The 23,195-nt window shown below is 65.2% G+C and carries 20 protein-coding genes; 14 read left to right on the plus strand and 6 right to left on the minus strand.

The window, feature by feature from the left end; genetic code table 11:
* The first annotated feature begins 18 nt into the window (after positions 1 to 18).
* The 14 genes from ACFQUV_RS23345 (at position 19) to ACFQUV_RS23410 (ending at position 18,189) form a co-directional block, all read left to right on the plus strand.
* A complete protein-coding gene (locus ACFQUV_RS23345) occupies positions 19 to 330 on the plus strand; it encodes a hypothetical protein (RefSeq protein ID WP_129609523.1) in 312 nt (103 codons plus the stop codon).
* Positions 330 to 698: a hypothetical protein gene (locus tag ACFQUV_RS23350; protein WP_129609522.1), complete on the plus strand. Its 369-nt coding sequence runs from the start codon at positions 330 to 332 to the stop codon at positions 696 to 698. The genes ACFQUV_RS23345 and ACFQUV_RS23350 overlap by 1 nt, the downstream gene beginning before the upstream one ends.
* A gap of 1 nt (position 699) precedes the next feature.
* Entirely contained in the window at positions 700 to 1,176 is a 477-nt protein-coding gene (locus ACFQUV_RS23355; protein ID WP_129609521.1) for a hypothetical protein, read from the plus strand.
* On the plus strand, positions 1,173 to 1,607 hold the full coding sequence (locus ACFQUV_RS23360) for a hypothetical protein (protein ID WP_129609520.1): 435 nt from the start codon (positions 1,173 to 1,175) through the stop codon (positions 1,605 to 1,607). Before ACFQUV_RS23355 ends, ACFQUV_RS23360 begins: the two co-directional genes overlap by 4 nt.
* A gap of 4 nt (positions 1,608 to 1,611) precedes the next feature.
* Complete coding sequence (locus ACFQUV_RS23365; protein WP_129609519.1) at positions 1,612 to 1,983, plus strand: hypothetical protein; 372 nt, start codon at positions 1,612 to 1,614, stop codon at positions 1,981 to 1,983.
* 2 nt (positions 1,984 to 1,985) lie between these two features.
* On the plus strand, positions 1,986 to 2,219 hold the full coding sequence (locus ACFQUV_RS23370; RefSeq protein ID WP_129609518.1) for a hypothetical protein: 234 nt from the start codon (positions 1,986 to 1,988) through the stop codon (positions 2,217 to 2,219).
* Positions 2,216 to 2,419, plus strand: a complete 204-nt coding sequence (locus tag ACFQUV_RS23375; RefSeq protein WP_129609517.1) for a hypothetical protein — start codon at positions 2,216 to 2,218, stop codon at positions 2,417 to 2,419. Before ACFQUV_RS23370 ends, ACFQUV_RS23375 begins: the two co-directional genes overlap by 4 nt.
* Positions 2,416 to 2,667 carry a hypothetical protein gene (locus ACFQUV_RS23380; RefSeq protein ID WP_129609516.1) on the plus strand — a complete coding sequence of 84 codons (252 nt, stop codon included), beginning with the start codon at positions 2,416 to 2,418 and terminating at the stop codon, positions 2,665 to 2,667. The genes ACFQUV_RS23375 and ACFQUV_RS23380 overlap by 4 nt, the downstream gene beginning before the upstream one ends.
* Before the next feature lie 262 nt (positions 2,668 to 2,929).
* Positions 2,930 to 4,111 (plus strand): site-specific integrase, encoded by a 1,182-nt coding sequence (locus ACFQUV_RS23385; protein ID WP_165363956.1) that lies wholly within the window; start codon positions 2,930 to 2,932, stop codon positions 4,109 to 4,111.
* 665 nt (positions 4,112 to 4,776) lie between these two features.
* Positions 4,777 to 8,364, plus strand: a complete 3,588-nt coding sequence (locus tag ACFQUV_RS23390; protein ID WP_129609566.1) for a helicase-related protein — start codon at positions 4,777 to 4,779, stop codon at positions 8,362 to 8,364.
* The gene (locus tag ACFQUV_RS23395) at positions 8,361 to 10,727 is read left to right on the plus strand and encodes a dynamin family protein (RefSeq protein ID WP_129609565.1); all 2,367 of its coding nucleotides are present in this window, start codon (positions 8,361 to 8,363) and stop codon (positions 10,725 to 10,727) included. Before ACFQUV_RS23390 ends, ACFQUV_RS23395 begins: the two co-directional genes overlap by 4 nt.
* A gap of 42 nt (positions 10,728 to 10,769) precedes the next feature.
* The gene (locus ACFQUV_RS23400; RefSeq protein WP_129609564.1) at positions 10,770 to 11,672 is read left to right on the plus strand and encodes a hypothetical protein; all 903 of its coding nucleotides are present in this window, start codon (positions 10,770 to 10,772) and stop codon (positions 11,670 to 11,672) included.
* Positions 11,669 to 14,815 carry a DUF1156 domain-containing protein gene (locus tag ACFQUV_RS23405; RefSeq protein ID WP_378395844.1) on the plus strand — a complete coding sequence of 1,049 codons (3,147 nt, stop codon included), beginning with the start codon at positions 11,669 to 11,671 and terminating at the stop codon, positions 14,813 to 14,815. Before ACFQUV_RS23400 ends, ACFQUV_RS23405 begins: the two co-directional genes overlap by 4 nt.
* Before the next feature lie 8 nt (positions 14,816 to 14,823).
* On the plus strand, positions 14,824 to 18,189 hold the full coding sequence (locus ACFQUV_RS23410) for a Swt1 family HEPN domain-containing protein (protein WP_129609562.1): 3,366 nt from the start codon (positions 14,824 to 14,826) through the stop codon (positions 18,187 to 18,189).
* 91 nt (positions 18,190 to 18,280) lie between these two features.
* Here the strand turns inward: ACFQUV_RS23410 and ACFQUV_RS23415 are convergent, their stop codons facing one another.
* The 6 genes from ACFQUV_RS23415 to ACFQUV_RS23440 all read right to left on the minus strand — a co-directional run bounded on the left by ACFQUV_RS23415 (position 18,281) and on the right by ACFQUV_RS23440 (position 22,562).
* Positions 18,281 to 19,378, minus strand: a complete 1,098-nt coding sequence (locus tag ACFQUV_RS23415; RefSeq protein ID WP_129609561.1) for an AAA family ATPase — start codon at positions 19,376 to 19,378, stop codon at positions 18,281 to 18,283.
* A complete protein-coding gene (locus ACFQUV_RS23420; RefSeq protein WP_129609560.1) occupies positions 19,378 to 19,836 on the minus strand; it encodes a toprim domain-containing protein in 459 nt (152 codons plus the stop codon). Before ACFQUV_RS23420 ends, ACFQUV_RS23415 begins: the two co-directional genes overlap by 1 nt.
* 498 nt (positions 19,837 to 20,334) lie before the next feature.
* The gene (locus ACFQUV_RS23425) at positions 20,335 to 20,544 is read right to left on the minus strand and encodes an AlpA family transcriptional regulator (RefSeq protein ID WP_129609559.1); all 210 of its coding nucleotides are present in this window, start codon (positions 20,542 to 20,544) and stop codon (positions 20,335 to 20,337) included.
* Positions 20,545 to 20,626: 82 nt separating this feature from the next.
* On the minus strand, positions 20,627 to 21,403 hold the full coding sequence (locus tag ACFQUV_RS23430) for a hypothetical protein (RefSeq protein ID WP_129609558.1): 777 nt from the start codon (positions 21,401 to 21,403) through the stop codon (positions 20,627 to 20,629).
* A complete protein-coding gene (locus tag ACFQUV_RS23435; RefSeq protein ID WP_129609557.1) occupies positions 21,400 to 22,341 on the minus strand; it encodes a site-specific integrase in 942 nt (313 codons plus the stop codon). Before ACFQUV_RS23435 ends, ACFQUV_RS23430 begins: the two co-directional genes overlap by 4 nt.
* A gap of 35 nt (positions 22,342 to 22,376) precedes the next feature.
* Positions 22,377 to 22,562 carry a hypothetical protein gene (locus tag ACFQUV_RS23440; RefSeq protein WP_129609556.1) on the minus strand — a complete coding sequence of 62 codons (186 nt, stop codon included), beginning with the start codon at positions 22,560 to 22,562 and terminating at the stop codon, positions 22,377 to 22,379.
* Positions 22,563 to 23,195 lie beyond the last annotated feature (633 nt).

Consider the following 23,195-nt stretch of genomic DNA (forward strand, 5'->3'; position numbering starts at 1 on the left):
ACAGCCCGGAGATGCCGCATGACCGACCACAGCACCCCGAATTCGATCCTCCAGGCCGCCATGACGGCGGGCCGCTGCATGGCCTCGCCTGTCGCGCTGCCCGAGGCGCTGGCCGACGCCTGCCTGATCCTCGGCGATCTCGACAGCGCACTGCGCCGTCGCCACCCCGGCGGCCCCGACCGCGCCGCCACGCTCGACGCGACGACGCGCGCGCTGTGGCGCCGCGCCCGGGTGTTCCTCGGCGTCCACATGCCGGGGCTGCTGCACCGGCCCGATGTCGACGAGGCTGCCGATCTCGACCGCATCGCCACCGCCGAGGGGACGTTCTGATGAGCACGACCACACACACGCCGGGGCCGTGGACTGTCGAAGATCCGCTCGGCCCCGAATCCCTCTGGATCGTTGAGGCCGGCAAGGAGCCTCACGAGTGGCGCTGCATCGCGATGGTGTGTCGAGACGATCTCGATGACCATGACGATTTTGATGTCCCGATCGGCGCCGGCGAGCAGCAGGCCAACGCCCGCCTGATCGCCGCGGCGCCGGAGACTGCTGCCGAGCGCGACCGGCTGCGGGAGTTGAATGCCGAGCTGGTCGCAGCATTGAAGCGCGCCCGGTACGAACTCGTTGTGCTCGACGAATGCTCGTCCATCACGATCGAAGAAATCGACAGGGTCATCGCTAAGGCGGAGGGCCGGTGAGATGAGCGCCACCGCCACCACCGCCGCACCGGCTCGCAGCCGCAGGCTCCGGGCCGGCGAGTACGAGGCCGCCCTGCGCGCCGCCCCGCGCATCTATGTCCAGACCGCGTGGGGCTGGCAGACCGTGCGGGCCGATGCCGATGAGGTGCGCACCATCCTGGCCCTCACGCCCGCCGGAGACGTGACCATCGAGCAGGCGGGAGCCGACGGCGTGCTGCTGGTGCAGCACGCGCGCGGCTTCGCCCGACCCGGCGAGGCGCCGGCCGAGGCGTGCGGCGGCGCCCTTCTCGCCGCGGCGCCGGAGCTCTACGCCGCCTGCCGGCCGCATCTCGACCGCGCCGATCGCGCATTGATCGACGAGCACATCGCCATCGCGACGCGCTGCGGGGATCGGCGCCTCGCCGATGTGCTGCGCAGCCTCCTGCGCCGGCACGACATCGCCGCCGCGGCGGCCGGCCGGGCGGAGGGCCGGCCATGACCGATCCCACCACGGAAGGCCGGCGGCGGCTCGCCCGCCGCGCCGCCACCCTGCCGCCGCCCGGCAGCCCGGCCGCGCACCTCGTGCGCACCCTGTCGCCGGCGGCGCGCCATGTGCTGGTGGCGCTCCTCGGCGGCCCGCTGGTGCGCCAGCCGCGCGGCTGGTGCGGACGCGGGCGCTACGCCCCCGTCTGCCTGCCCGCCACCCTGGACGGGCTGGTGCGCCAGGCCCTGGTGATCACGGCGCTCGGCGGGGAGATGCAGGCGCGGCTGACGCCCCACGGCCGCGAGGTGGCCGCGGCCATCGCGGCCGACATGCACGAGGCGCTGACCGCGGCCGGCGAGATCGGCCGTCTCTGGCTCGCCAACCGCCAGGCGAGCGCCGCCGCCGATGCGGCCGCGGCGCGCCGCCGGCTCGTCGCCGCGGAGTAGCGCCATGCCCGTGATCGAGCCGACCGATCGCCCGCTGCCGCGTCACCTGGAGCGCACGCTGGTGCTGCTGCTGGCCGGCCCCGTCGAGTTCGGCGGCGGCTGCTGGCACCAGGAGCAGGCCGACCCGGATCGCGCGCCGATCCTGGTCATCGCGCGCAACCAGACCATGGCCTGGCTCTACGCCGCCCGCCTGATCGCGCCGCTGGAGCCGCGGCGCAGCCTGCCCCGCTGCGGGCTCACACCGCGCGGCCGGCACCTCGCCGCCGCTCTGGCCGAGCACTACGCCGCCCATAACGCCGCCTTCCTGGCCGCGCAGCTCGCCGCCGGTGTGGCGGCGGCCGGCGGCTCGGCCACCGGCCGCACGACGGAGGCGTGAGCATGCACCCGCCGGCCGACATCGATGTTGCATTTGCGGCGTTCGCCGCCGCCCAGGGCGACGCCTGGCACCAGGCGCCGCCGCACATCCAGGATCTCGTGCGCTCGTCGTGGATCGCCGGCGCGTGGGCGCTGCTGTACGCCGTCGCCGGCTCTCTCGACCCCGAGACGGTCGCGGCGATCGGCCGCGACATCGAGCACCACATCGCCCGTCATCCCCGGAGGACTCTCCAGTGACCATCGATCCCGATACACTGATGGCCGCCCTCGCCGGCTACGTCCTGGCGCTGACCATCGCCGTCGCGGCGCTGGCCGTCGCCACCGAGCGGGCTATCGGTCGCGAGGGCGCCGAGACGCTGCGGCGGATCGCCGTGGTGCGGACCCGTCTCGGCGCCCTCGTCGCGGTCGCCACCGACGCGCGGAGGGCCGCGCGATGACGACCCAAACCGAGCTGCACAACACCCTGGTCGGCCCCCTCGTCCGGGCCATCGTCCGGCCACCGCTCGAGCACGGCGGCACCATGTTGGACGTCCTCGTGATCCTGGAGAGCGTGATCGTCGGCGTGATGCTCGCCGGCGTGCGCCCCGGCGGCGACGAGATCACCATCGATGCGCTGGCGACGAACGCCAAGCGGCGGCTGGCCGCGCTGCGCCTCGGCGACACGCCGCCGGCCGGCACGAGCTGAGGGCGCCGATGTACGCCGCCCCCGAGATGCCTGCCGTCGTGCTGCCGGAGCGCGTGCGGGCCGCCTTCGCGGCGCGGTCCCACCTCACGCTGCCGCAGCTCGCGGCCGTCGCCGAGGTCGACGCCAAGACGCTCCGCATGGACTGCGCCGCCGGGCTGATCGACAGCCTCCGCAAGGGGCGCGGCGGGCAGAGGGTGCACCGGGTCTTCACGCTGGCGATGGTCGAGGACTACTATCGCCGGCGGCTCATGCGGGGCACACCATGTCTGTCTACCGGCACAGGAATTCGCCCTACTGGCAATTCGACTTCCAGCGCGGCGGTTATCGATTTTCCGGCTCGACCGCGGTCCCCGTCGGCCGCCCCAAGGCCGAGGCCCGCGCGGCCGAAGCGCAAGAGATCGAAGCCGCCGAGCGGCTGGTCCGCGAAATCCGCGATGCCGGCCGAAAGCCGCTGACCCTCGGGGCCGCCTGCGACCGCTGGTGGGACGAGGTCGGCCAGCACCTGGCCGAACACAAGACGGTCTCGACCGCGCTCGAATTCCTCAAGGCGCAGATCGGCGCCGACAGGCCACTGCACGCCCTCACCGACGACGACGTGCTGCGCGCCATCGCGGCGCGCCGCCGCCACGTCAAGCCGGCCGGCCGCGACGACAAGGGCAAGCAGCTCTACCGCGAGATCTCCGCCCGCACCGTGAACAACACGGTGCCCATTCTGCTCCGCCGCGTCGTCCGCCGAGCGCGCGACCTGTGGGACGCCGTGGTCATCCGCGAGCCGAAATGGGGGCAGCTCCTGCTGGACGAGACGAGGCGCAGGACACCCGAGATCACGATCGAGCAGGAAGAGGCGATCGACGCCGCCGAGCGCAGCGACTACCGGGACATCCGCCACTTCGCCACCATCACGGGCCTGCGGCTGCGGGAGGCGCTGCTACGGTGGGCGGACGTCGATTTCGAGGCGGGCGTCGTCCACATCGTGGCCAAGGGCGGGGAGCCCCGCACCGTTCCGCTCTCCCGCACCGCCTACGCCATCCTGTGGCGGCAGCGCGGCCGGCATGACGAGTGGGTGTTCACCTTCGTGGCGGCGCGAACCAAGATCGACCCGAGGACGCGCCGCGAGTACATCCGCGGCCAGCGCTACCCCATCACGGCGGCCGGGCTCACGTCCAATCGCAAGCGCCACTGGCCGGTCAAGGCCCGCTGGCACGATCTGCGCCACACCGCGGCGCGGCGCACGCTGCGCACCACGGGGAACCTCAAGATCGTGCAGAGGATGCTGGGCCACAGCGACATCAAGACGACCGCCGACGTCTATGCCGACGTCCTGATCGACGACGTCCGCGCCGCGATGAACGCCACCGAAACCGCGGTGGAGTCCCGGAAAAAGGCCCTGAACCGCGCCGATAAGTCGGCCAAATCGTTGTCCACACGAGGAAAACGGAAATAGGCCCGGCAGACTTCGAATCTGAGGGTCGGGAGTTCGAATCTCTCCGAGCGCGCCAATAAATTCAACGACTTACAGCATCCGCTCCGTTCGAGCTTTTGGGCCTAGCTACCAATCAGCAACCATCGAGCGTGATCTGGTTCGGCGGTCCTCCCATGCCGACAAAAGCCCCCCTGCGCGTGCGCATAGTCAACCCGCATTCTCGTCGGCCCGCATTGTCGGCTCGAATATTCTATAAATAATGAACCTAAAATACTAGCAGTGAATATTTTTCAGAAAATACCCCCCTGTTCGAGAGCTCTGCCCCTCTCGCGAACCTACAAAAGGCCTATTTCCGAGTGTGTAGCCGGTCCAGAAATTGAGATCAACTTAAATCGCCGGTAGTTTCCCCGCCATAAAAAGCCGATTTATTATTCCTGTCCACCGCACTCCCAATCGGATGTTGTCCATCATTGAGTGACAAGTTCGGATGGCTTGCCGTCGATATCCGCGACTTGCTGAAACCGCTCCTCCGACTCACGCAGCGCAAATCGGCTGAAGATACCTGTGGAACTGATCGTAATTTTACTCCTTCGGGCCTAGAGTTGAGCGGGATTCGGTTAGGTAGTCCACCCGCGGTAACCGTTCACGCCGACTCTGCCTCCGATTAGACTGGGCAAAAGAGCAAAATGGCCAGACTTGAGGACCTGAAACCCAACGCTGCCATTCGCGGACTGCTGCCGACTGGCTTGGTCACGGTTGTTAACGTACAGTGGTTCGGCTCGGAAGCCATCGAGCTGACCTACAAGGACGGCGCGGGCCGCGTCGCAAACGAGCTGCTCTACCGACACGACGAATCTCGGCTTGAGATCGCCGAGGAAGGGCGCCCCTGGAGCTTCGACGGCGACGGCCATCTGTTTCGCCTAGTCTCCGAGGCCCAACGTATCCACCTCGCGCACCTGTTCGATCCTGTGCTGGCCGTCCACACGTCGATCGTGCAGCCGCTGCCGCACCAAATCACCGCCGTATACGAGTGCATGCTGCCGCGCCAGCCGCTCCGCTTCCTGCTCGCGGACGATCCAGGCGCTGGCAAAACCATCATGGCGGGCCTGCTGATCAAGGAGCTGATCGCTCGCGGCGACCTGCAGCGATGCCTCGTCGTCTGCCCAGGCAGTCTTGCCGAACAGTGGCAGGACGAGCTGTTTCGGCGGTTCAATCTCCCGTTCGACATCCTGACGAACGACAAGCTGGAGTCTGCGCGAACCGGCAACTGGTTTCTCGAAACCAACCTCGTCATCGCGCGGCTCGACAAGCTCTCGCGCAACGAAGACGTCCAACGAAAGCTGCAGGCCCCGGACTGCCGCTGGGACCTCGTCGTGTGCGACGAGGCGCACAAGCTCTCCGCGACCTTTTTCGGTGGCGAGATCAAGTACACGAAGCGGTACAGGCTCGCCCAGCTCCTGTCGACCCTGACCCGCCATTTCCTGCTCATGACCGCCACGCCTCACAACGGTAAGGAGGAGGATTTCCAGCTCTTCATGGCGCTGCTCGACGGCGACCGGTTCGAGGGGCGGTTCCGCGACGGCGTCCACACCGCCGACGTTTCCGATTTGATGCGCCGGATGGTCAAGGAGAACCTGCTGAAGTTCGATGCGACTCCCCTGTTTCCGGAACGCATCGCCTACACGGTTCCCTACAAGCTCTCCGACGCCGAGGCGGAACTCTACAAGGCCGTCACCGAGTACGTCCGGGAGGAGTTCAACCGGGCCGAAGCCCTGGACAACGACAAGCGAGCGGGCACGGTCGGTTTCGCCCTCACGGTGCTGCAACGCCGGCTCGCGTCGTCGCCGGAAGCGATCTACCAGTCGCTTCGACGTCGCCGTGAACGACTGGAGAGCCGTCTTCGCGAACTCGAAATCCTCCAGCGCGGCGGACAGGTGAGCGGGACAATTGTCGCGCAAGGGCCGTTGCTTGACCCCGAAGACGTCGAGGATCTGGACGAGGCCCCCGACGCCGAGGTCGAAGCCGCCGAGGAGCAGGTTCTCGATCAAGCCACCGCGGCCCGAACAATCGAAGAGCTGCGTTTAGAAATCGAAACGCTGAAGCGACTCGAAGGGCTCGCTCTTGCGATCCGACGCAGTGGCGAAGACAAGAAGTGGCGCGAACTGGCGACGCTGCTCGGGGAAATTTTCACATCGGCGTCGATCGCCAATGCATTTGCCGAGGACGGCGCATCCTACGATGCCGGTGTCCAGCAGCTTCCGAAGCCGAAGCCCTCACCGCACCAGAAGCTGGTGATCTTCACCGAACATCGCGACACGTTGAATTACCTTCAAGGCCGTATCACCACCTTGCTCGGCCATCAGCGAGCGGTGGTCGCCATTCACGGCGGCATGGGGCGCGAAGAACGCATGAACGCCCAGGAGGCGTTCAAGCACGATCCGGAGGTGCAAGTGCTGCTGGCGACCGACGCCGCAGGCGAAGGCATAAACCTCCAGCGCGCCCACCTCATGGTCAACTACGACCTCCCCTGGAATCCGAATCGGCTCGAGCAGCGGTTCGGCCGGATCCACCGCATCGGCCAGACCGAGGTGTGTCATCTCTGGAATCTGGTGGCGGACGAGACGCGCGAAGGCGACGTTTACCGCAAGCTCCTCGAAAAACTAGAGCAGGCGCGCCTGGCACTCGGCGGCCAGGTGTTCGATGTGCTCGGCAAGCTGCAGTTCGAAGGGCGACCGCTGCGCGAGCTGCTGATCGATGCCATTCGTTACGGCGAACAGCCCGAGGTCCGCGCCCGGCTCACGCGGGTCCTGGAGAACGCCTTCGACAAGGGCCAGCTGCAGGACCTGCTGGAAGATCACGCGCTCGCCAAGGACACGATGGACGTCACTCGGGTCCAGCGCATTCGAGAGGACATGGAGCGCGCCGAGGCCCGCCGCCTTCAGCCTCACTACATCGAGTCGTTCTTTCTCGAAGGATTTCAGCGACTCGGAGGCACTATCAAGCTGCGTGAGGTTCGGCGCTACGAGATCAATCACGTTCCAGCCCCGGTCCGGAACCGTGACCGCCTGATCGGGTTCGGCGAACCGGTCCAACCGCGTTACGAGCGCGTGGCTTTCGAGAAAGACCTCGTAAATCCTGTCGGCTCGCCTCCGGCTGCATTCGTCTGCCCTGGGCACCCGCTGCTGAGTGCCGTCATCGATCTGACCTTGGAACGCCACCGCGATCTTTTGCGACGTGGGGCCGTCCTTGTCGATGATAGCGACCAGGGAAATCAGCCCCGTGTTCTCTTCTTCCTCGAACACGCGATTCAGGATGCGAGCCTCACGAAAACCGGCGATCGTCGAGTCGTTTCGAAGCGCCTGCTGTTTGTCGAGATCGACAGCGACGGTGGTTCTCGGCACCTGAACTATGCCCCGTACCTCGATTACCGCCCGTTGAGAGACGACGAGCCGCAGCTTCCTGCTATCCTCGCTCGGCCCGAGTGCGCATGGATCGACCGCGATCTCGAAGCCAAGGCTCAGTCGCACGCCATCGCCAAGGTCGTGCCGGAGCATCTCGCCGAAATCCGCGATTACAAGATCGGCCTTCTCAACAAGACAGAGGCTGCGGTCAAAGACAGGCTGACGAAGGAGATCAACTATTGGGATTTCCGGGCCGAGCAGCTCAAGGACCAGGAGCGTGCGGGAAAGGCGAATGCCCGCCTCAACTCCGGCGAGGCCCGTAAGCGCGCGGACGAGCTGCAGGCTCGACTGCAGAAACGGATGGAGGAGATCAAGCAGGAACGCCAGATCGCCCCGCTGCCGCCGGTCGTACTGGGCGGGGTCCTGGTCCTGCCGGCGGGCCTTCTGACTGCGATGTCAGGCCGGACGGCGCCAGTCGAGCGAGCGACGGTCGACACACAAGCGGCAGCCGCTCGGGCGCGAAGCATTGTCATGGAGATCGAACGTCAGCTCGGCTACGAGCCGATCGACCGAGAGCTGGACAAGCTCGGCTACGACATCGAGAGCCGGATTCCCGGCACCGGCAGGCTTCGTTTCATCGAAGTAAAAGGCAGGGTGTCAGGGGCCGATACGGTCACGGTCACAAAGAACGAGATACTGTACTCCTTGAACAAGCCGGATGACTTTATTCTGGCGATCGTGGAGTTCCTCGACGGCGGATCGCACCGCGCCCACTACGTGCGCCAACCGTTCAGCCGCGAGCCTGATTTCGGTGTCACCAGCGTGAACTACGCCATGAGCGACTTGATCGAGCGCGGAGAGCATCCGCGATGAGTACCGAAAGTCTGCGACGCTACATCCTCCAGTTCCGCGAGTGGCTCGATGCATGTGCCCGGACCGTTCTCCGGGGCGAGCGGAGCGTGGTGGAGTCGTGGTCCGACGACGCGGATGCGGCGGAGCGACTTCTCGACGAGAAACCAGAGCTGCCGATCGCGTTCCTCGGGCCGTCGCAACAGGGCAAGTCCAGCCTGATCAATGCCATTCTCGGCGAGAGCATTTTGCCGGTCGGAGCCGCCATCGGCGCATGCACATGCGTCATCACATCCGTGCGCTACGAGGAGGGCAATCAATACCGAGCCGAGATCGATTTCATCTCCAAGACTGACTGGGCGAACGAGCTGCGGGTTCTCCACGAGGTCGCGAGCAGTGTCGGCACGATCGATGACGATGCCGACGACGAGGAGGAGCGACAGGCGACTATCGCGGCGGCCCGCGAGAAGTTCGAGGCGGTGTACCGCAACACGGACATCGGCCGCATTCCGGAGATTTTAGACGATCCGAATCTGTGCCTGCCCGAAGATGTGGCGAACGCAATGGCTGCTGGGCGGGCGCTTGTCCTGCAGCACGACAAGGCCCTGCCGCTCCGCAATGCGATCCGCAAGTATCTCGTCGGCAGGGACCAGCAGCGCGACGATGCTCAACTCTGGCCGGTGATCAGCCGGGTCAAAGTGGACGGTCCTTTCGAGGTTCTGTCGAACGGCGCTGTGCTCGTCGACCTTCCGGGGTTGAACGATCCGAATCCGGCCCGTGAGCAGGTTACCAAGCGCTACCTCGAAGACGCTCGATACCTCTGGCTGATCTGCAACAGTCAGACGGGGATCGATCGCACTTTCACCCGTCTTCTCCGCGACGGTGGGCTTCTGTTCAGGCTCTTCCTCGAAGGCCGGCTCGATGTCTTCTCGGTGGTGACTACTCGCTTCGATGACATCAATATCGCAGCCGTTCTGGAGCAAATGCGGCTCGACCCCGACGACTTCGACGGAGATGTCACGCCTGTTCTCTCGTTCCGAAAGCAGGAGATCGTCACGCATGTCGCCGCAGCTCTGGCGGACATCGCGACCGATGTCATGGCCAGAGCCGAAACGAGAGAGAACCAGTCGGCGTTCCTCGATGCCGTGCGGAGCGTGCCGGTCTTCCCCGTCGCCACCGCGGCCTATCTGCACGACATCGGGAAGATGCCCTTGTATCAGGGAATAAAGCTCCCTTCGGCCGAGACGGGCCTGCCGCGATTGCTGGACCATCTCCACTCGATCACACTCGAAAAGAGCCGTCAGTCCAGAATACAGGGCTCTTCTCGTCGACTGCGGCATTTGCAGGGGCAAGCGAGTCGTTTTTTTTTAGGCAGAGTCCGCCAAATCGAGCTGGATGACGATGCGGCAAGAGAGCGGTGGCTCGACTTCGCGCGAGCCGCCCAGGACTCCATCAGTGCCGGTCGAGATGCGCTGGCGAAAGTGAGGACCTGGGCAGAGGTGTCGCTCGGCGAAAGGCGCACGTCGTTCGATCGGAGGCTGGCCGAACTCGAGCCGCGCGCCGACCGGAACCTGGAAGCGACCTTGTCCTCCTGGCAGGAGATCAACTGGCGCACGCTGAGGTCTATCGTCGAGCACGACGGCGTGTGGGTCCGGACGTCTCCCCGCAAGGAGTTCGACCTGAACCGGGACCTGGCGCACACCTATCTCGGCCTCATTCCGGGCCTGTGGGACGATTTCTTCGGTGCTCAGATGGGCGGCCTCGTCGACGAGGTCGTACGGCGGAGTCTCGACGAATTGCGTCTGACCGTCGGTCGTCTCGACGGCGCGATGCGGATGCTCAACAACCAGCCGGGCGGAATGCGAGAGGTCATGGAGACCAGCCTCGCGACGGCGCAGCAGAGCTTCGACCTCAGAGCAGGCGAAGCGCGAGCGGACCTTGCCGCGCACATCCAGCGCACCCGGCAAGGCCTCGTGACCGGCATGGTCACGACCGCCGGCAAGTTCATGCACGAGGCTTATGGAAATGCGGCCGATGTTCCGGGCGGAACAGGCGTCAAGCGCCGGATGCTCGATGCGCTGGTCCCCTATGCCCGGACTCGTGCCCCGACACTGTTCATCGCCATCCGACGCGACCTCGCGGATGGCGTGAATGTCCTCGAGTCCTCGATGAAGCCCCGGCTCGGCCGCATCATCGACTACGCGCTCGGCGTTCTCGATCAGATCGAGCAGAACGTCTCGACGCGCCATGCGGGTGGATCGGAACAAATCTCCGCGCTGAAGGCCGCACTCGATGCCCTTCCCAAGCTCGATTCGGCTTTCGACGGCGTCGGGCTCGACAAGCAGCCGACGTCACCTCGGCCTGCGGCGCTTCAAGTGGGCGGATAAGCCAACGGAGCGAAACGAGAGAAGGCGGCGCGCGGAGCGGGAATGGACGGGTTGCTGATTCGAGAGCCTTGGATCGGGCTCATTCTGAGCGGTCGGAAGACCTGGGAGATGCGGACGACCGGATGCCGGAAGCGGGGCCGGATCGCGCTCATCCGGGCCGGGAGCGGCCTCGTGGTCGGGGTTGCGGAGATCGTTGGCTCGCTCGATCCACTCGACGCCCTCGATGCCTACGCGGCCGGAGAGCCGTATCATGCCATCGGGCCAGCCGAGCAGCGGGCGGCGTTCGAGGGGAACTGGCGGACACCGTGGGTTCTGCGGAACGCCCTGGCGCTGAAGCGGCCGGTGCCCTACCGCCACCCGAGCGGCGCCGTGACATGGGTGACGCTCGACACGATGGTCGCCAGCGCTATCGAGGAACAGTTGACTCCCCTTTCCCAGGGCGGCGGACCCGCTTCCGCGCTGGCGCCCTCATCGGTGACACCCGCCGACTTCTCGGCCGTCGTGCCGGGGCGGAGCACCCATTCGGCGGCTTTCACCGTGGCGCCTGCACCCGCGGTAGGCCGGCCACCGGCGGCAACGCTTCCGGATCCGGCTCCATCGCCCCCTCCCGCGGCGCCAGCCGAGCTGGTAAGCCCCAAGGGCGGGCCGAGCCGGACCGTGCGGCTCACCGGTGGAAACATCCGCAACGGGCACATCTACGTGCCGCTCGACTTCTTTCCCGGTGATACGGTCGGCGGCTCCAACAAGGACGAGGCGGCGCCGCGGCGGCTGACCGTCTCGTTCGAGCCGGGGCAAACCGTGGACACCGACATCGACAGCACGAAACGCATCCTGAGGACGCGCGCGCCGGTGCGAGACTTTTTCGCCCGCGCGGGGCTCACCGAAGGCGATGCCGTCCTGATCGAGCGGACTGCCCCCTACTCCTACCGTTTCTCGAAAGCATGACCATGTCCGAGCAAGCCGTCGTCGCCAGAAAAAAGCTCATCGAGGTCGCGTTGCCGCTGGAGGCGATCAATGCGGCTTCGGCGCGGGAAAAATCGATCCGGCACGGCCACCCGTCCACCCTGCATCTGTGGTGGGCGCGCCGACCGCTGGCGGCGGCGCGGGCGGTGATCTTCGCCCAGATGGTCGACGACCCCTCGACTTATGTCGAAACGCTGCTGGGCGTTCCGGAGACCCGGCGGGCCGCCGAGCGGGAATGCAAGAAGCGCCGGGAGCTGTGGCTGACGCGCAAGGCGGAGCACGACTCCGGCAAGGCGGAAGTGCCGGAGCCGGGTCCCGAACCGACCCTGGAGGACTGCGCAGCCGACATCGAGCGCCAGCGGCTGTTCCGGATCATCGAGGACCTGGTCAAGTGGGAGAACACCACCAACGAGGCGGTGCTCGACAAGGCTCGGGCGGAAATCTGGCAGAGTTGGCGCCGCGCCTGCGCCGACAATGCCGGACACCCGCGCGCTACGGAGCTGTTCGACCGCGCCAAGCTGCCCGCCTTCCACGACCCGTTCGCCGGTGGCGGCGCGCTGCCGCTGGAGGCGCAGCGGCTCGGGCTGGAGGCCTATGCCACCGACCTCAACCCGGTGGCGGTGCTGATCAACAAGGCGATGATCGAGATCCCGCCGAAATTCGCCGGCCGGCCGCCGGTGAACCCGGAGGCACGGGCCAAGGCGGATCTCGTCGGCCGCACATGGAAGGGCGCCGAAGGGCTCGCCGAGGACGTACGCTACTACGGAAAATGGATGCGCGACGAGGCCGAGAAGCGCATCGGCCATCTCTACCCGAAGATCGCCGTCACGGCCGAGATGACGAAGGATCGGCCGGATCTGAAGCCCTATGTCGGGCAGGAGCTGACCGTCATCGCATGGCTGTGGGCGCGCACCGTGAAGAGCCCGAACCCGGCCTTTGCGAACGTAGACGTCCCGCTCGCCTCGACCTTCATGCTTTCGACAAAGGCCGGCAAAGAAACCTATGTCGAGCCAGTTATCGAGGGTGCGCCGGTGCAGGACCTAGCCGCGAGCGAGAGCGATCTGGTCGGGCGGTCACAGCTTCTGGCGCGCGCGACGGGCTACCGGTTCGCCGTCAAGGTGGGCAAGCCGAGGGACGCGGAGCCAGTGAAGAACGGCACCAAACTGGCGCGTGGGGCCAACTTTCGGTGCATCATGTCGGGTACGCCGATTGCGCCAGACTACATCAAGGCCGAAGGCCGGGCTCGGCGCATGGGCGCGCGGTTGATGGCGATCGTCGCCGAGGGCGAACGCGGACGGGTCTATCTGGCGCCGACAGCGGAGCACGAGGCGGCGGCGCACAAGGCAACGCCGGAGTGGGAACCCGAGCAGGCTTTGCCGGACGACCCACGAAATTTCTGGACCGTGCAGTACGGCCTGACCACCTATGGCAACCTGTTCACACCACGCCAACTAGTGGCATTGACGACCTTCTCCGATCTGGTCGGCGAGGCGATATCGCGCATCCACGCCGACGCGGTCGCCACCTGCGTATCCGGCGACCGTGAGCCTCTCCAAGATGGTGGCAACGGCGCAACCGCCTACGCGGAAGGCGTGGCTGCGATTCTCGGCCTTGCAATCAGTCGTTTCGCCGACCGCAACAACTCGCTCTGCACATGGGACTCAGGCCCTATCGGCACACGAGCATCAACTGGCGGGTCTGCTCGCACTGCAAGTCTTCGAAATCTTTTTGCCCGGCAGGCAATTCCGATGGCCTGGGATTTTGGTGAAGCAAATCCTTTCAGTGAATCCGGTGGCGGCTACAATAGCGCCCTCGATTGGATCGAGCCTGCTATTCGATTCTTGGTCGGTTCAGCGCAAGGGCGCGCTGCAGCCAACAATGCATCAACTCAAACGGTGACCGTCGACAAAGTGGTTTCCACCGATCCGCCGTATTACGACAACATCGGGTATGCTGACCTTTCAGACTTCTTTTACGTCTGGCTGCGTCGCTCACTGCGCCCGGTGTTTCCCGACTTGTTCGCTACGCTCGCGGTGCCCAAGACCGAGGAATTGGTCGCGACCCCGTATCGTCACGGCGGCAAGGAGCAGGCGGAGGCGTTCTTCCTCGATGGCATGACCCGAGCAATGCGACGGTTGGCCGAACAGGGACATCCAGGTTTTCCCGTCACCATCTATTACGCTTTCAAGCAATCCGAAAAGGAGAGCGCAGACGGCATGTCGAGCACGGGGTGGGAGACCTTCCTCGACGCCGTGATCCGTGCCGGCTTCGGACTCGGCGGCACGTGGCCGATGCGTACGGAGCTGAGCAATCGCATGATCGGGTCAGGCACCAACGCCCTCGCCTCCAGCATCGTGCTGGTGTGTCGCAGGCGGCCCGCCGATGCATCGATCGCCACACGTCGCGATTTCGTCGCAGCGCTCAAAGCAGAGCTGCCAGCGGCACTCGCTCAGCTCCAGCGCGGCAATATCGCGCCGGTCGATCTGGCGCAGGCGGCTATTGGGCCGGGCATGGCGGTCTACACGCGCTACGCCAAGGTGCTCGACGCCGAGGGCAAGCCGGTCTCGGTGCGCGAGGCTCTGGCGCTGATCAACGCCACCCTCGACGAGGTGCTGGCCGAGCAGGAAGGTGACTTCGACGCTGACAGCCGCTGGGCGCTGGCATGGTTCGACCAGCATGGCTTTTCGGAAGGCGAGTTCGGCGTCGCCGAGATTCTCAGTAAAGCCAAGAACACCGGCATCGACGGGCTCGCACAGGCCGGCATACTCGTTTCAAGCCGCGGCAAGGTCCGATTGCTCAAGCCTGAGGAGCTTCCAGAGGACTGGGATCCGGCCGGCGACACTCGCGTGAGCGCCTGGGAGATCGTTCACCATCTCGTCCGCACCCTCGCGAGTGGCGAGGCCGCAGCCGCGGCGCTAGTGCAAAAGCTCGGCAGCAAGGCCGAGATCGCCCGCGAGCTGGCCTATCGGCTCTACAACACCGCCAACAACAAGAAGCGCGCGGCCGAGGCGCTCGCTTACAACGGCCTCGTCCAGAGCTTTCCGGAGATCATGCGGCTCGCCCGCGAGAACGCAGCGGCGTCCGGGACCCCGGTAGACCCGGCGCAGCCCGACATGTTCGTGTGAGGTGAACCATGGCCATCACCAACCAGGAACGGGTCGCCAAGGGACTGGAACTGCTGAAAGCCGGTCTCGCGCCCTTCGTCGAGCGGGAGATCCATGCCGCCGTGAAGGCTGGCGCCGTCAACATGGAGACGGTGCGACGGTTCTCCGAAGACCCGAACCTCGCCAAGAAACCGGTGGCGCAATGGGACGTTGCCGGGCTTCTCAAGCTGATGTGGGAGACCTGGAACGAGGTGTTTCGGAAGACGCTCGGCTATTCCGACCGCAGTCTCGTCAGTGAGATTCGCGGCCATCGGAACAGCTGGGCGCACCAGAACGCCTTTTCGAGCGACGACACCGACCGCGCCCTCGATTCGATCCAACGCCTGTTAACGGCCGTCTCCGCCACACAAGCCGACGAGGTCGCGCGGATGAAGATGGAGCTGCGGCGGCTCATCTTCGAGGAGCAGTCCCGCAGCGAGCGGCGCAAGAGCGCCGGCACGGCCATCGAGAGCCAGGTGACCGGGGCACTGAAGCCGTGGCGCGAGGTGGTGAACCCGCATCGCGACGTGGCGAGCGGCCGCTATCAGCAGGCGGAGTTCGCGGCCGACCTCTGGCAGGTGCATCTCGGCGAAGGGTCGGACGAGTATCGCAATCCGGTCGAGTTCTTCCGCCGCACCTACCTGACCCAGAGCCTGAAGCACTTGCTGGTCGGCGCCATGCGGCGCATCGCGGGAACCGGTGGCGACCCGGTGGTGCAGCTGCAGACCAATTTCGGCGGCGGCAAGACCCACTCGATGCTGGCGCTCTACCACCTGTTCTCCGGCACGGCGGCCGGTGAGATGCTCGGCATCGACGCCCTGATGGCCGACAGCGGCGTCGCCACGCTGCCCGGCAAGATCACTCGCGTCGTGCTGGTCGGCAACAAGATCTCGCCCGGCAATCCGTCCGTGAAGAGCGACGGAACCGTGGTGAAGACCCTCTGGGGCGAGCTGGCATGGCAGCTCGGCGGCCGGGCCGCCCTCGACAGGATCCGCCAGGACGACGAGCGGGCGACCAGCCCCGGCGACACGCTCCGGACCCTGATGAACGAGTACGGGCCGTGCCTGATCCTGATCGACGAGTGGGTAGCCTACGCCCGCCAGCTCCACGACGAGGGCGACCTGCCGGGCGGCAGCTTCGAAACCCATTTCAGCTTCGCGCAGGCGCTGACCGAATCCGCCAAGCTCGCGAAGAGCTGCCTCCTGGTCATCAGCTTGCCCTCGTCCGACACACCGACCTCGCCGCACGCTCAGAGCGACGACGAGGAAGTCGGCGGCATCCGCGGGCGCGCCGCGCTCGCACGGCTGAAGAACGTCATCGGCCGCGTCGAATCCTCGTGGGCTCCGGCGAGCACCGAGGAAGGCTTCGAGATCGTCCGGCGGCGGCTGTTCGAACCACTGATCGACCGGGAGCAGTTCACGGGCCGCGACAACGTCGCCCGTGCCTTCGCTGATTTCTACCGGACGCATCACCAGGAGTTTCCGCCCGAGTGTCGCGACTCCGACTACGAGGGGCGGCTGAAGGCGGCGTATCCGATCCATCCCGAGGTGTTCGATCGGCTCTACACGGACTGGTCGACGCTGGTGAAGTTCCAACGGACCCGCGGCGTGCTGCGCCTGATGGCGGCCGTGATCCACAGCCTGTGGGAGAAGGGCGACCGCAATCCACTGATCATGCCGGCGAACATTCCGATCGATGATCCGCGCGTCCGTGACGAACTGACCCGCTATCTGTCCGACCAATGGAAGCCGATCATCGAGAAGGACATCGACGGCCCGAACGCATTGCCCTTGCGGATCGACGGAGACGTTCCGAACCTCGGAAAGTTCGCAGCGACCCGCCGTGTCGCCCGCACACTCTATCTCGGCTCGGCGCCGACATCATCGGCCGCCAATCGCGGCATCGAGGACCGCCGGATCAAGCTCGGCTGCGTGATGCCGGGCGAGCAGCCGGCCGTGTTCGGCGACGCGCTGAGGCGATTGAGCTCCGCGGCGACCTATCTCTATCAGGACGGGCCACGCTACTGGTACTCGACGCAGCCGACCGTCACGAAGATCGCCGAGGACCGGGCCGAGCAGTACAAGCGCAACCCGGACCCGGTGATTGCGGAAATCGAGAACCGGCTCCGCGCTGACTTGCGCGCGACCGGCGAGTTCCGCCGCATCCATACGGCGCCGCCGTCCGGGGCGGACGTGCCCGACGATATGGAGGCCCGTCTGGTGGTGCTGGCGATCGACTATCCCTACAGCAAGGACCCCAACAACAAGGCTCAGGCCGCGGCTGCGGCGATCCTCCAGAGCCGCGGGAACGCACCTCGTCTGTTCCAGAACACGCTGGTGTTCCTGGCGGTGGACCAGGCCCGACTACAGGATTTCGACGAGGCGATCCGGCGCTATCTCGCATGGACGTCGATCCTCGACGAAAAGGAGGGGTTGAACCTCGACCCGCACCAGGTTCGTCAAGCGGAGACGCAGCAGAAATCGGCCGCCGGTGCAGTGGAGGCGCGCCTCCCCGAGGCCTACCAGTGGCTGCTGGTGCCGGTGCAGACGTCACCGCAAACGCCGCTGCAGTGGCAAGCCTTTCGGCTGAACGGGCAGGATCGCCTCGCAGTCCGGGTCGGCAAGAAGCTGCGCTCCGAGGATCTGCTGGCGCCCTCGTTCGCGGGCACCCGGCTGCGCATGGAGCTGGACAAGATTCCGCTCTGGCGCGGCGACCACGTCCCGATCCGCCAGCTCGCCGACGACTTCGCCCGGTACGTCTACCTGCCTCGCCTCAGCGGCCCCGAGGTGCTGGCCGACGCGGCGCGGGACGGCGTGGCGCTGCTGTCGTGGGAGAACGACACGTTCGCCTATGCGGACGCCTACGACGACGCGACCGGGCGCTACCGCGGTCTCCGGTCCGCCCAGCGGCTCGACTTGATCCACCATACCGGGGAAGGCTTCCTGGTTAAGCCGGGAGCCGCCAGGAGGCAGCTGGAGGCCGACAGGGCAGCGTCGGCGGCCGCGGCGGCCGCAGGTGCCGGAGTCGCGTCAGAAACGACCACGGCGCCCCCTGGAGGCCTGAGCGAGGCTGCAACCGGTGTCCTCACCGCGGGCAACGGCGTACCCGCGCCGAGCACGAAGCCGAAGCGCTACTTCGGTACGGTGACGCTCGACGCGACCCGCGTCGGCCGTGATGCCGGCAAGATCGCCGACGAGGTCATCGCCCACCTGTCCGGCCTGATGGGCGCCGAGGTGAAGGTGACCCTCGAAATCGAGGCGACCGTGCCGGACGGCGTGCCGGACAACGTGGTGCGGATCGTGACCGAGAACGGCCGGACGCTGAAGTTCATCAGCCAGGGATTCGAAAGGTCCTAACGCAAGTCGGCTCGGTTCACCAGAAGACCGTCGTTGTCCCGCTGTCCCAGGCCCCAGGGTGTGGGACGCTGGGACAGCGTGGGATGGGCGATCAGTGTCGAGGGTCGTCGAAGGCTTCGGCACTTTCGAAGTTGCCGGGCAAATCGGAGGCGCTGGGCACCTCGAAGAAGCCCTGTTCTTTGGCTTTCTCCAAGACCCGGTGCACGCTTGACTTGCTCCGCCCTGTCGCGTCCGCGATGGCTCGAACGCTTTTCCCTTCCTGCCTCATTGCGATGATCGTATCGTTTTCTTCGTCCTCATCGAGGTCGGAATCCGTCCAGACCGCCCTCCCGTCGATCACCTTCAATTTGGCCTCGAACGGATTGGCGTCGTCCCCGAAGACGCCCCGCGCCTTCGTGAGGTGCACTTCGAACCGGGCGCCGTCGCGAGGATCGTAGCCTTCGGGCCGCTTCAGTTGGATCACGGTGTCGAGGACATCCTCCCGTTTCGATGTTCCTCTCGCATTCCCGCTCCGGCCCGCATGGTGCACGACCAGAACGCTCACGCCCTTCCGGCGGAGCCTGAGGAGCCACTCCTGCATCGCGATCCAAGACTCTGCGTCGTTCTCAGCCCCGCCGTTCACAAGGGTCGAGAGGTTGTCGATAACCAAGAACTTCGCATCGCCGAGGTTGTCCTCGATCGCGGCTTGGTGTTTCGGATTCGCGAGATTGAGTGACACTCCAAGCGCCTGTCGATCCATTGAAAGCAGACGAAAGAAGTCCTTCTCGGGCCAGACATCTGATGCCTGGTCCATAGCGAGGATCCGTTCTTGGAGGGCCTCTTGCGGCATCTCGCCGTCGACGTAGAGGACGGGCCGCGCTGCGTCCGCCTTCCAGCGGAGAAATTCGCCACCGCAGCTCACGGCGAAGGCGATGTTCATCGCGACGAACGTTTTTCCGATACCCCGCCCAGCGAACAGCATAGCCAGTCCGCGGACCGGGATGATCGGCTTCAGAACATATTCCCGCGGCGGCAGGTCCAGTCGCGCGAAGTCCTCGATGTCGATCGTGTCGAGTACCATGCTCGGCGTCTCTTCGGGCTCGGGATCATAAACGTGATGCTCGGCAGGGTGCGGAAAAGCGTCATCAAAGCGATTCCGGAGTTCTTCCAGCCCGCGATCGATCAGGATTGCGTTTGCGTCCGGCTTCATCACTTGCTCCAATTATCGTTCGCAGCCGCGAGCATCACCACCTCGACCCGCACTCCGCGTAGCTTCAGTTTCTCCGAGAGACGTTGGGCATTGGTCACACCTGGCTTGTCGGCGTCGGCTATGATGGTGACCACGTCGATGTACTCGGGGATCGCATCCGCAAGCGCAGGCAGCCTTCCAGCCGCACCTGCGGCCCATGCCCCCAGTCCCGTCGCGTAGTGGACGGAAAGCGCGTCCTCGATTCCCTCGGTCACCGCCAACCCGAGAAGATCGGTGGGTGGCGCGAGGACTATGGGCCGACCGGCGCTGGGGCCGAGCATCAGCTTGTCCCTTTCAGTTCCGGCCTTCGCGGTGCCTTGGGAATTCAGCAACGTCAGGTGGATCCCCGAGAGCGTGAGGCCGGTGACCTCCAGTCGGCCGGGCTCGGATTCGTTCGGAATGCCGAAAGGCGCGATCATCGCTGGATGATGCCGGGCCGATCGCGGTGCCAGAAACCTCAGGGTTTCCGGAATGCATCCTCCGTAGCCCCTTGCGGAGCGAAGATATCGCTCAGCGAGGGTCCCGCGGATGGGAGTGCTCCGAGCCCAAAGGAAACGGGCCAGATCGATTCGATCCTCCTGGGAGCGGCTTTCGTCCTTTCGTGTACTCCGGACCGGGACTTGCGCCCGCGGAGCTGCGGGCCGTCGCGGTGAGCGGCCCCGGGCGGCAGGCCGAAGGCCCAGCAACCCGCGAACGTAGTCCTTGCAGGCGATCGGATCGTCGCCTGCGAACGAGTGGACCAGGAAGCCATCCGGCGCGTCGGGATCGACCCGCACGCTCAGAGAACGGTCCTTGCGGGAATGGCCGGGGCCGGGGCGGAAACGGAGTCTCTGCCAATGATGTCCCCGCCCAGCACGTGGGCGACGACATGGATCGGCGGAAGCGATGTTCCGGGGCCAGTGTGCCTTGGAAGGCGCTCACGCATGAGCGTCCCCGGCGTCCGAGGTGGACAGCCTTCGGCTGCCGTCGAGCCACTGCTCGACATCGGCAGACCGATAGAGAACGCGGCGTCCTGCCTTGAGGTAGGCAGGACCGCTTCCTTCGACGCGCCACCTCTCCAGGGTGCGCGTCGATATGGCGAGCAGCTCCGCAAGGCGCGATTGGGGGATTAGAGATTCTGGCTTCATTCGGGTCCTCCCGCTCCGGGATGGAGCGTTGGGCCCTGCTTGCGCCTTCAGACCGGTAAGGTCGGCCGGTAAGGCCGGTAATTCAATTCCGGCCTCGGCCTCTCGACATGCGCTCGGGAACGCGACGGGGGTGGTTGTAGAGAGGCGACACCTTCTCGCGTAGCGTGCTCTCGGATGGTGAAAGACCTTGCTCCGCGAACCAATCCAACGCAAGGCGTTCACAGTCGCTCTGTTTTTCTGGCAAGCCATCGAGATCGGCTGTAATAGCTAAATAAACATACATGGCCTCCCAATCATATTTCGGATGGGGGCCAGGCTTGGCAGGCCGCTTGCTCGGCTCATCAGCCTGAAGTTCAGGGAAGGCTCTGAGCAGATCTGCGCCCGACACCGAGATCGGGTGCCAAAAATATGGAGAACGAATATCGTCTCTTGAATAGACGGTCGGTTGTCTTTCGGCAGCTTCGACCTCTTCCGGAATTTGATCGTAGTACATGGAAAGAGCAGAGTGATTCCAGACGACCTCGTCAAATCGCCACGCGTTTGCTGGCACCGGCATGTCATAGTGTTTGTCGGTCTGACTAGGGTCAAAATGTGCGGGATCCGAAGGGCGGCACGGCTTGGCATAGATGAAGTAGAAGTCTCTGTTCTTACGTCCACCCAAACTTGCTCGCGAAGCTAACCGACCGCCGTGAAGTGCTCGAACCAGGTCTCCGGCCCTGTTATTGGTTGACACCTCCTCGGGGGTTAAGTGTTTCCTTGCTGCTGCAAAATTACTCTCCGAAATCGGCGGCTCTTTTCTAAGAAGCCAGATGGCAGCTTGTAAAAGCGAGAACCTCTCCGGAATGCTGATGCCGGTCATTGTTGTTTTCCTTTGAGGGCGACCCCGAGATTTGCGCCTACTAAGCCGCCTGCAGTCCGCAGCGGATCACTTGCGAGATGGGCGTATCGCTGCGTCGTCTGAGGGTTTCGATGTCCCAGTAACTTTCCGATGATCAATAAGGATGCGCCTTCAGCAGCTGCGATGCTCGCAAAGGTGTGCCGCAGATCATGGATGCGCACGTTCTTCAAGCTCGCCCGCTTAAGAACGGACCGCCACGCCGTCTTAAGCTCGACGAGCGGCCTGTCCTGCTTTCGGCCGGGTATTACCCACGAGTTTTCGGATTCGCGCGGAAGAGATTGCAGAAGATCTAGCGCCAGATCGTTGAGCGGAATCGATTTTCGTCCTGTTTTGCTATCGGGAAGGAACAACATGCCTCGTTCGAAGTCGACGTACTCCCATTTAAGGGTAAGAATTTCACCCCGTCGCGCGCCAGTCAGCAGCAAGAGGCGGATCGCAGCCAATGTGTAAGGCGAGACCTTCGATTCACTCTCGATCGCTTCCATCGCCTCGCCGAGCCGAGAAATCTCTTCGCTCGTGAGATACCGCTCGCGGGACGATTCCGGGAACTTCTCCACGCCTCGGCAAGGATTGCTGCCCTTCGCGACGGTGTCCCGCTTCTCCGCAAAGGAGAACAGCGCCGAGAGAACCGCGAGGGCGCGATTGGCCTGATAGGGCGTGTCCTCAAGGTCGCCATGCCAATCCGCGATCTCCGCGTGCGTCACGTCGGTGATGCAACGTTCTCCGAGGACCGGCAGAACAAGACGGTTGAGGCAGTCCCGGTAGTGGGCCGCAGTGCTCGATTTCCTCTTGCGATCGACATGTTCTTCCAGGAAGGATTGCGCGACCTCTCGCACCGTGGGCGCTATCACCGCCTTTCGCTTTACGGCAGGATCGCCACCTCCAGCGACCTCGCCCATCAGCGAAAGGGCCTCCTTGCGTGCAGTATCCGGGGTCAGGGGGCGCCGTGCTTGCCGATCGTGAACCAGCGTTGCCGGCCTCGGACTCGGGTCTTCAGGACGTACACCTTGTCGCGCTTCTGGCAGCGGACACCGAAGCCGGCCAGATCCCGGTCCCAGATCGTCGAACCCGGTGACATCGTGTCGACGACGCGTTTGGTGATGCGGACAGCCTCGGGCATGCGCTCCTCCCTAGCAACCATATAGCAACCGAGCTACCGGGAGTTCAAGCGTGTCGGCGGGAGGCAGTGTCGGGATTCGTCAACGATTTCTGCAGCGATGACAGGCAGCGCGAACTGGTGTCGGTTGATACGTTGAGACTTCGAATCTGAGGGTCGGGAGTTCGAATCTCTCCGAGCGCGCCAATAGGCCCCCTTAAATTCAATGACTTGCAAGAGCGCTCGGTCCGCTGGTCCGATCGCATTTTTTCCACGTAAGCACCACGTAAGCAGCAGAGCCGCCGAAGCCGTGTCCGCCGTGAAACCGGGGGCGATTCCACGGGCGCCGGGCCCCCGAGGCTGTCGCGGTCGGCGTGAAGTGCGGGCCATGCGCATTCGCATGGGTCGGGGCATGCTCTTCCATTCTCCCCTCTTTACAGAAGAAAAAGGCCATCCAACCCGTCCAGTCCGTGAGGAATTCAATAGGCAACAACTTGCAGGCGTCCGGCGCGCCGTCCATGCCGTCCGGTGCCGTCCAAGTGCGACACAGCATGGAACGTCGCAGGCAGAGGGCACGGCGCAGCGTCGCCGGTCGGCGCTCGCCGTCGACTTTGATCACGTGACGGCGTCGAAGTCGGACAGAGGCGCGGGAGCACC

Source organism: Rhodoplanes sp. P11, assembly GCF_964266735.1.
In the GTDB taxonomy this organism is placed as follows: domain Bacteria; phylum Pseudomonadota; class Alphaproteobacteria; order Rhizobiales; family Xanthobacteraceae; genus Rhodoplanes; species Rhodoplanes serenus.

Coding starts and splice junctions, on each gene's coding strand:
- ACFQUV_RS23345 (WP_129609523.1), top strand. CDS start 19: ATGACCGACCACAGCACCCCGAATTCGATCCTCCAGGCCGCCATGACG.
- ACFQUV_RS23350 (WP_129609522.1), top strand. CDS start 330: ATGAGCACGACCACACACACGCCGGGGCCGTGGACTGTCGAAGATCCG.
- ACFQUV_RS23355 (WP_129609521.1), top strand. CDS start 700: ATGAGCGCCACCGCCACCACCGCCGCACCGGCTCGCAGCCGCAGGCTC.
- ACFQUV_RS23360 (WP_129609520.1), top strand. CDS start 1,173: ATGACCGATCCCACCACGGAAGGCCGGCGGCGGCTCGCCCGCCGCGCC.
- ACFQUV_RS23365 (WP_129609519.1), top strand. CDS start 1,612: ATGCCCGTGATCGAGCCGACCGATCGCCCGCTGCCGCGTCACCTGGAG.
- ACFQUV_RS23370 (WP_129609518.1), top strand. CDS start 1,986: ATGCACCCGCCGGCCGACATCGATGTTGCATTTGCGGCGTTCGCCGCC.
- ACFQUV_RS23380 (WP_129609516.1), top strand. CDS start 2,416: ATGACGACCCAAACCGAGCTGCACAACACCCTGGTCGGCCCCCTCGTC.
- ACFQUV_RS23385 (WP_165363956.1), top strand. CDS start 2,930: ATGTCTGTCTACCGGCACAGGAATTCGCCCTACTGGCAATTCGACTTC.
- ACFQUV_RS23390 (WP_129609566.1), top strand. CDS start 4,777: ATGGCCAGACTTGAGGACCTGAAACCCAACGCTGCCATTCGCGGACTG.
- ACFQUV_RS23395 (WP_129609565.1), top strand. CDS start 8,361: ATGAGTACCGAAAGTCTGCGACGCTACATCCTCCAGTTCCGCGAGTGG.
- ACFQUV_RS23400 (WP_129609564.1), top strand. CDS start 10,770: ATGGACGGGTTGCTGATTCGAGAGCCTTGGATCGGGCTCATTCTGAGC.
- ACFQUV_RS23405 (WP_378395844.1), top strand. CDS start 11,669: ATGACCATGTCCGAGCAAGCCGTCGTCGCCAGAAAAAAGCTCATCGAG.
- ACFQUV_RS23410 (WP_129609562.1), top strand. CDS start 14,824: ATGGCCATCACCAACCAGGAACGGGTCGCCAAGGGACTGGAACTGCTG.
- ACFQUV_RS23415 (WP_129609561.1), bottom strand. CDS start 19,378: ATGAAGCCGGACGCAAACGCAATCCTGATCGATCGCGGGCTGGAAGAA.
- ACFQUV_RS23420 (WP_129609560.1), bottom strand. CDS start 19,836: ATGATCGCGCCTTTCGGCATTCCGAACGAATCCGAGCCCGGCCGACTG.
- ACFQUV_RS23425 (WP_129609559.1), bottom strand. CDS start 20,544: ATGAAGCCAGAATCTCTAATCCCCCAATCGCGCCTTGCGGAGCTGCTC.
- ACFQUV_RS23430 (WP_129609558.1), bottom strand. CDS start 21,403: ATGACCGGCATCAGCATTCCGGAGAGGTTCTCGCTTTTACAAGCTGCC.
- ACFQUV_RS23435 (WP_129609557.1), bottom strand. CDS start 22,341: ATGGGCGAGGTCGCTGGAGGTGGCGATCCTGCCGTAAAGCGAAAGGCG.
- ACFQUV_RS23440 (WP_129609556.1), bottom strand. CDS start 22,562: ATGCCCGAGGCTGTCCGCATCACCAAACGCGTCGTCGACACGATGTCA.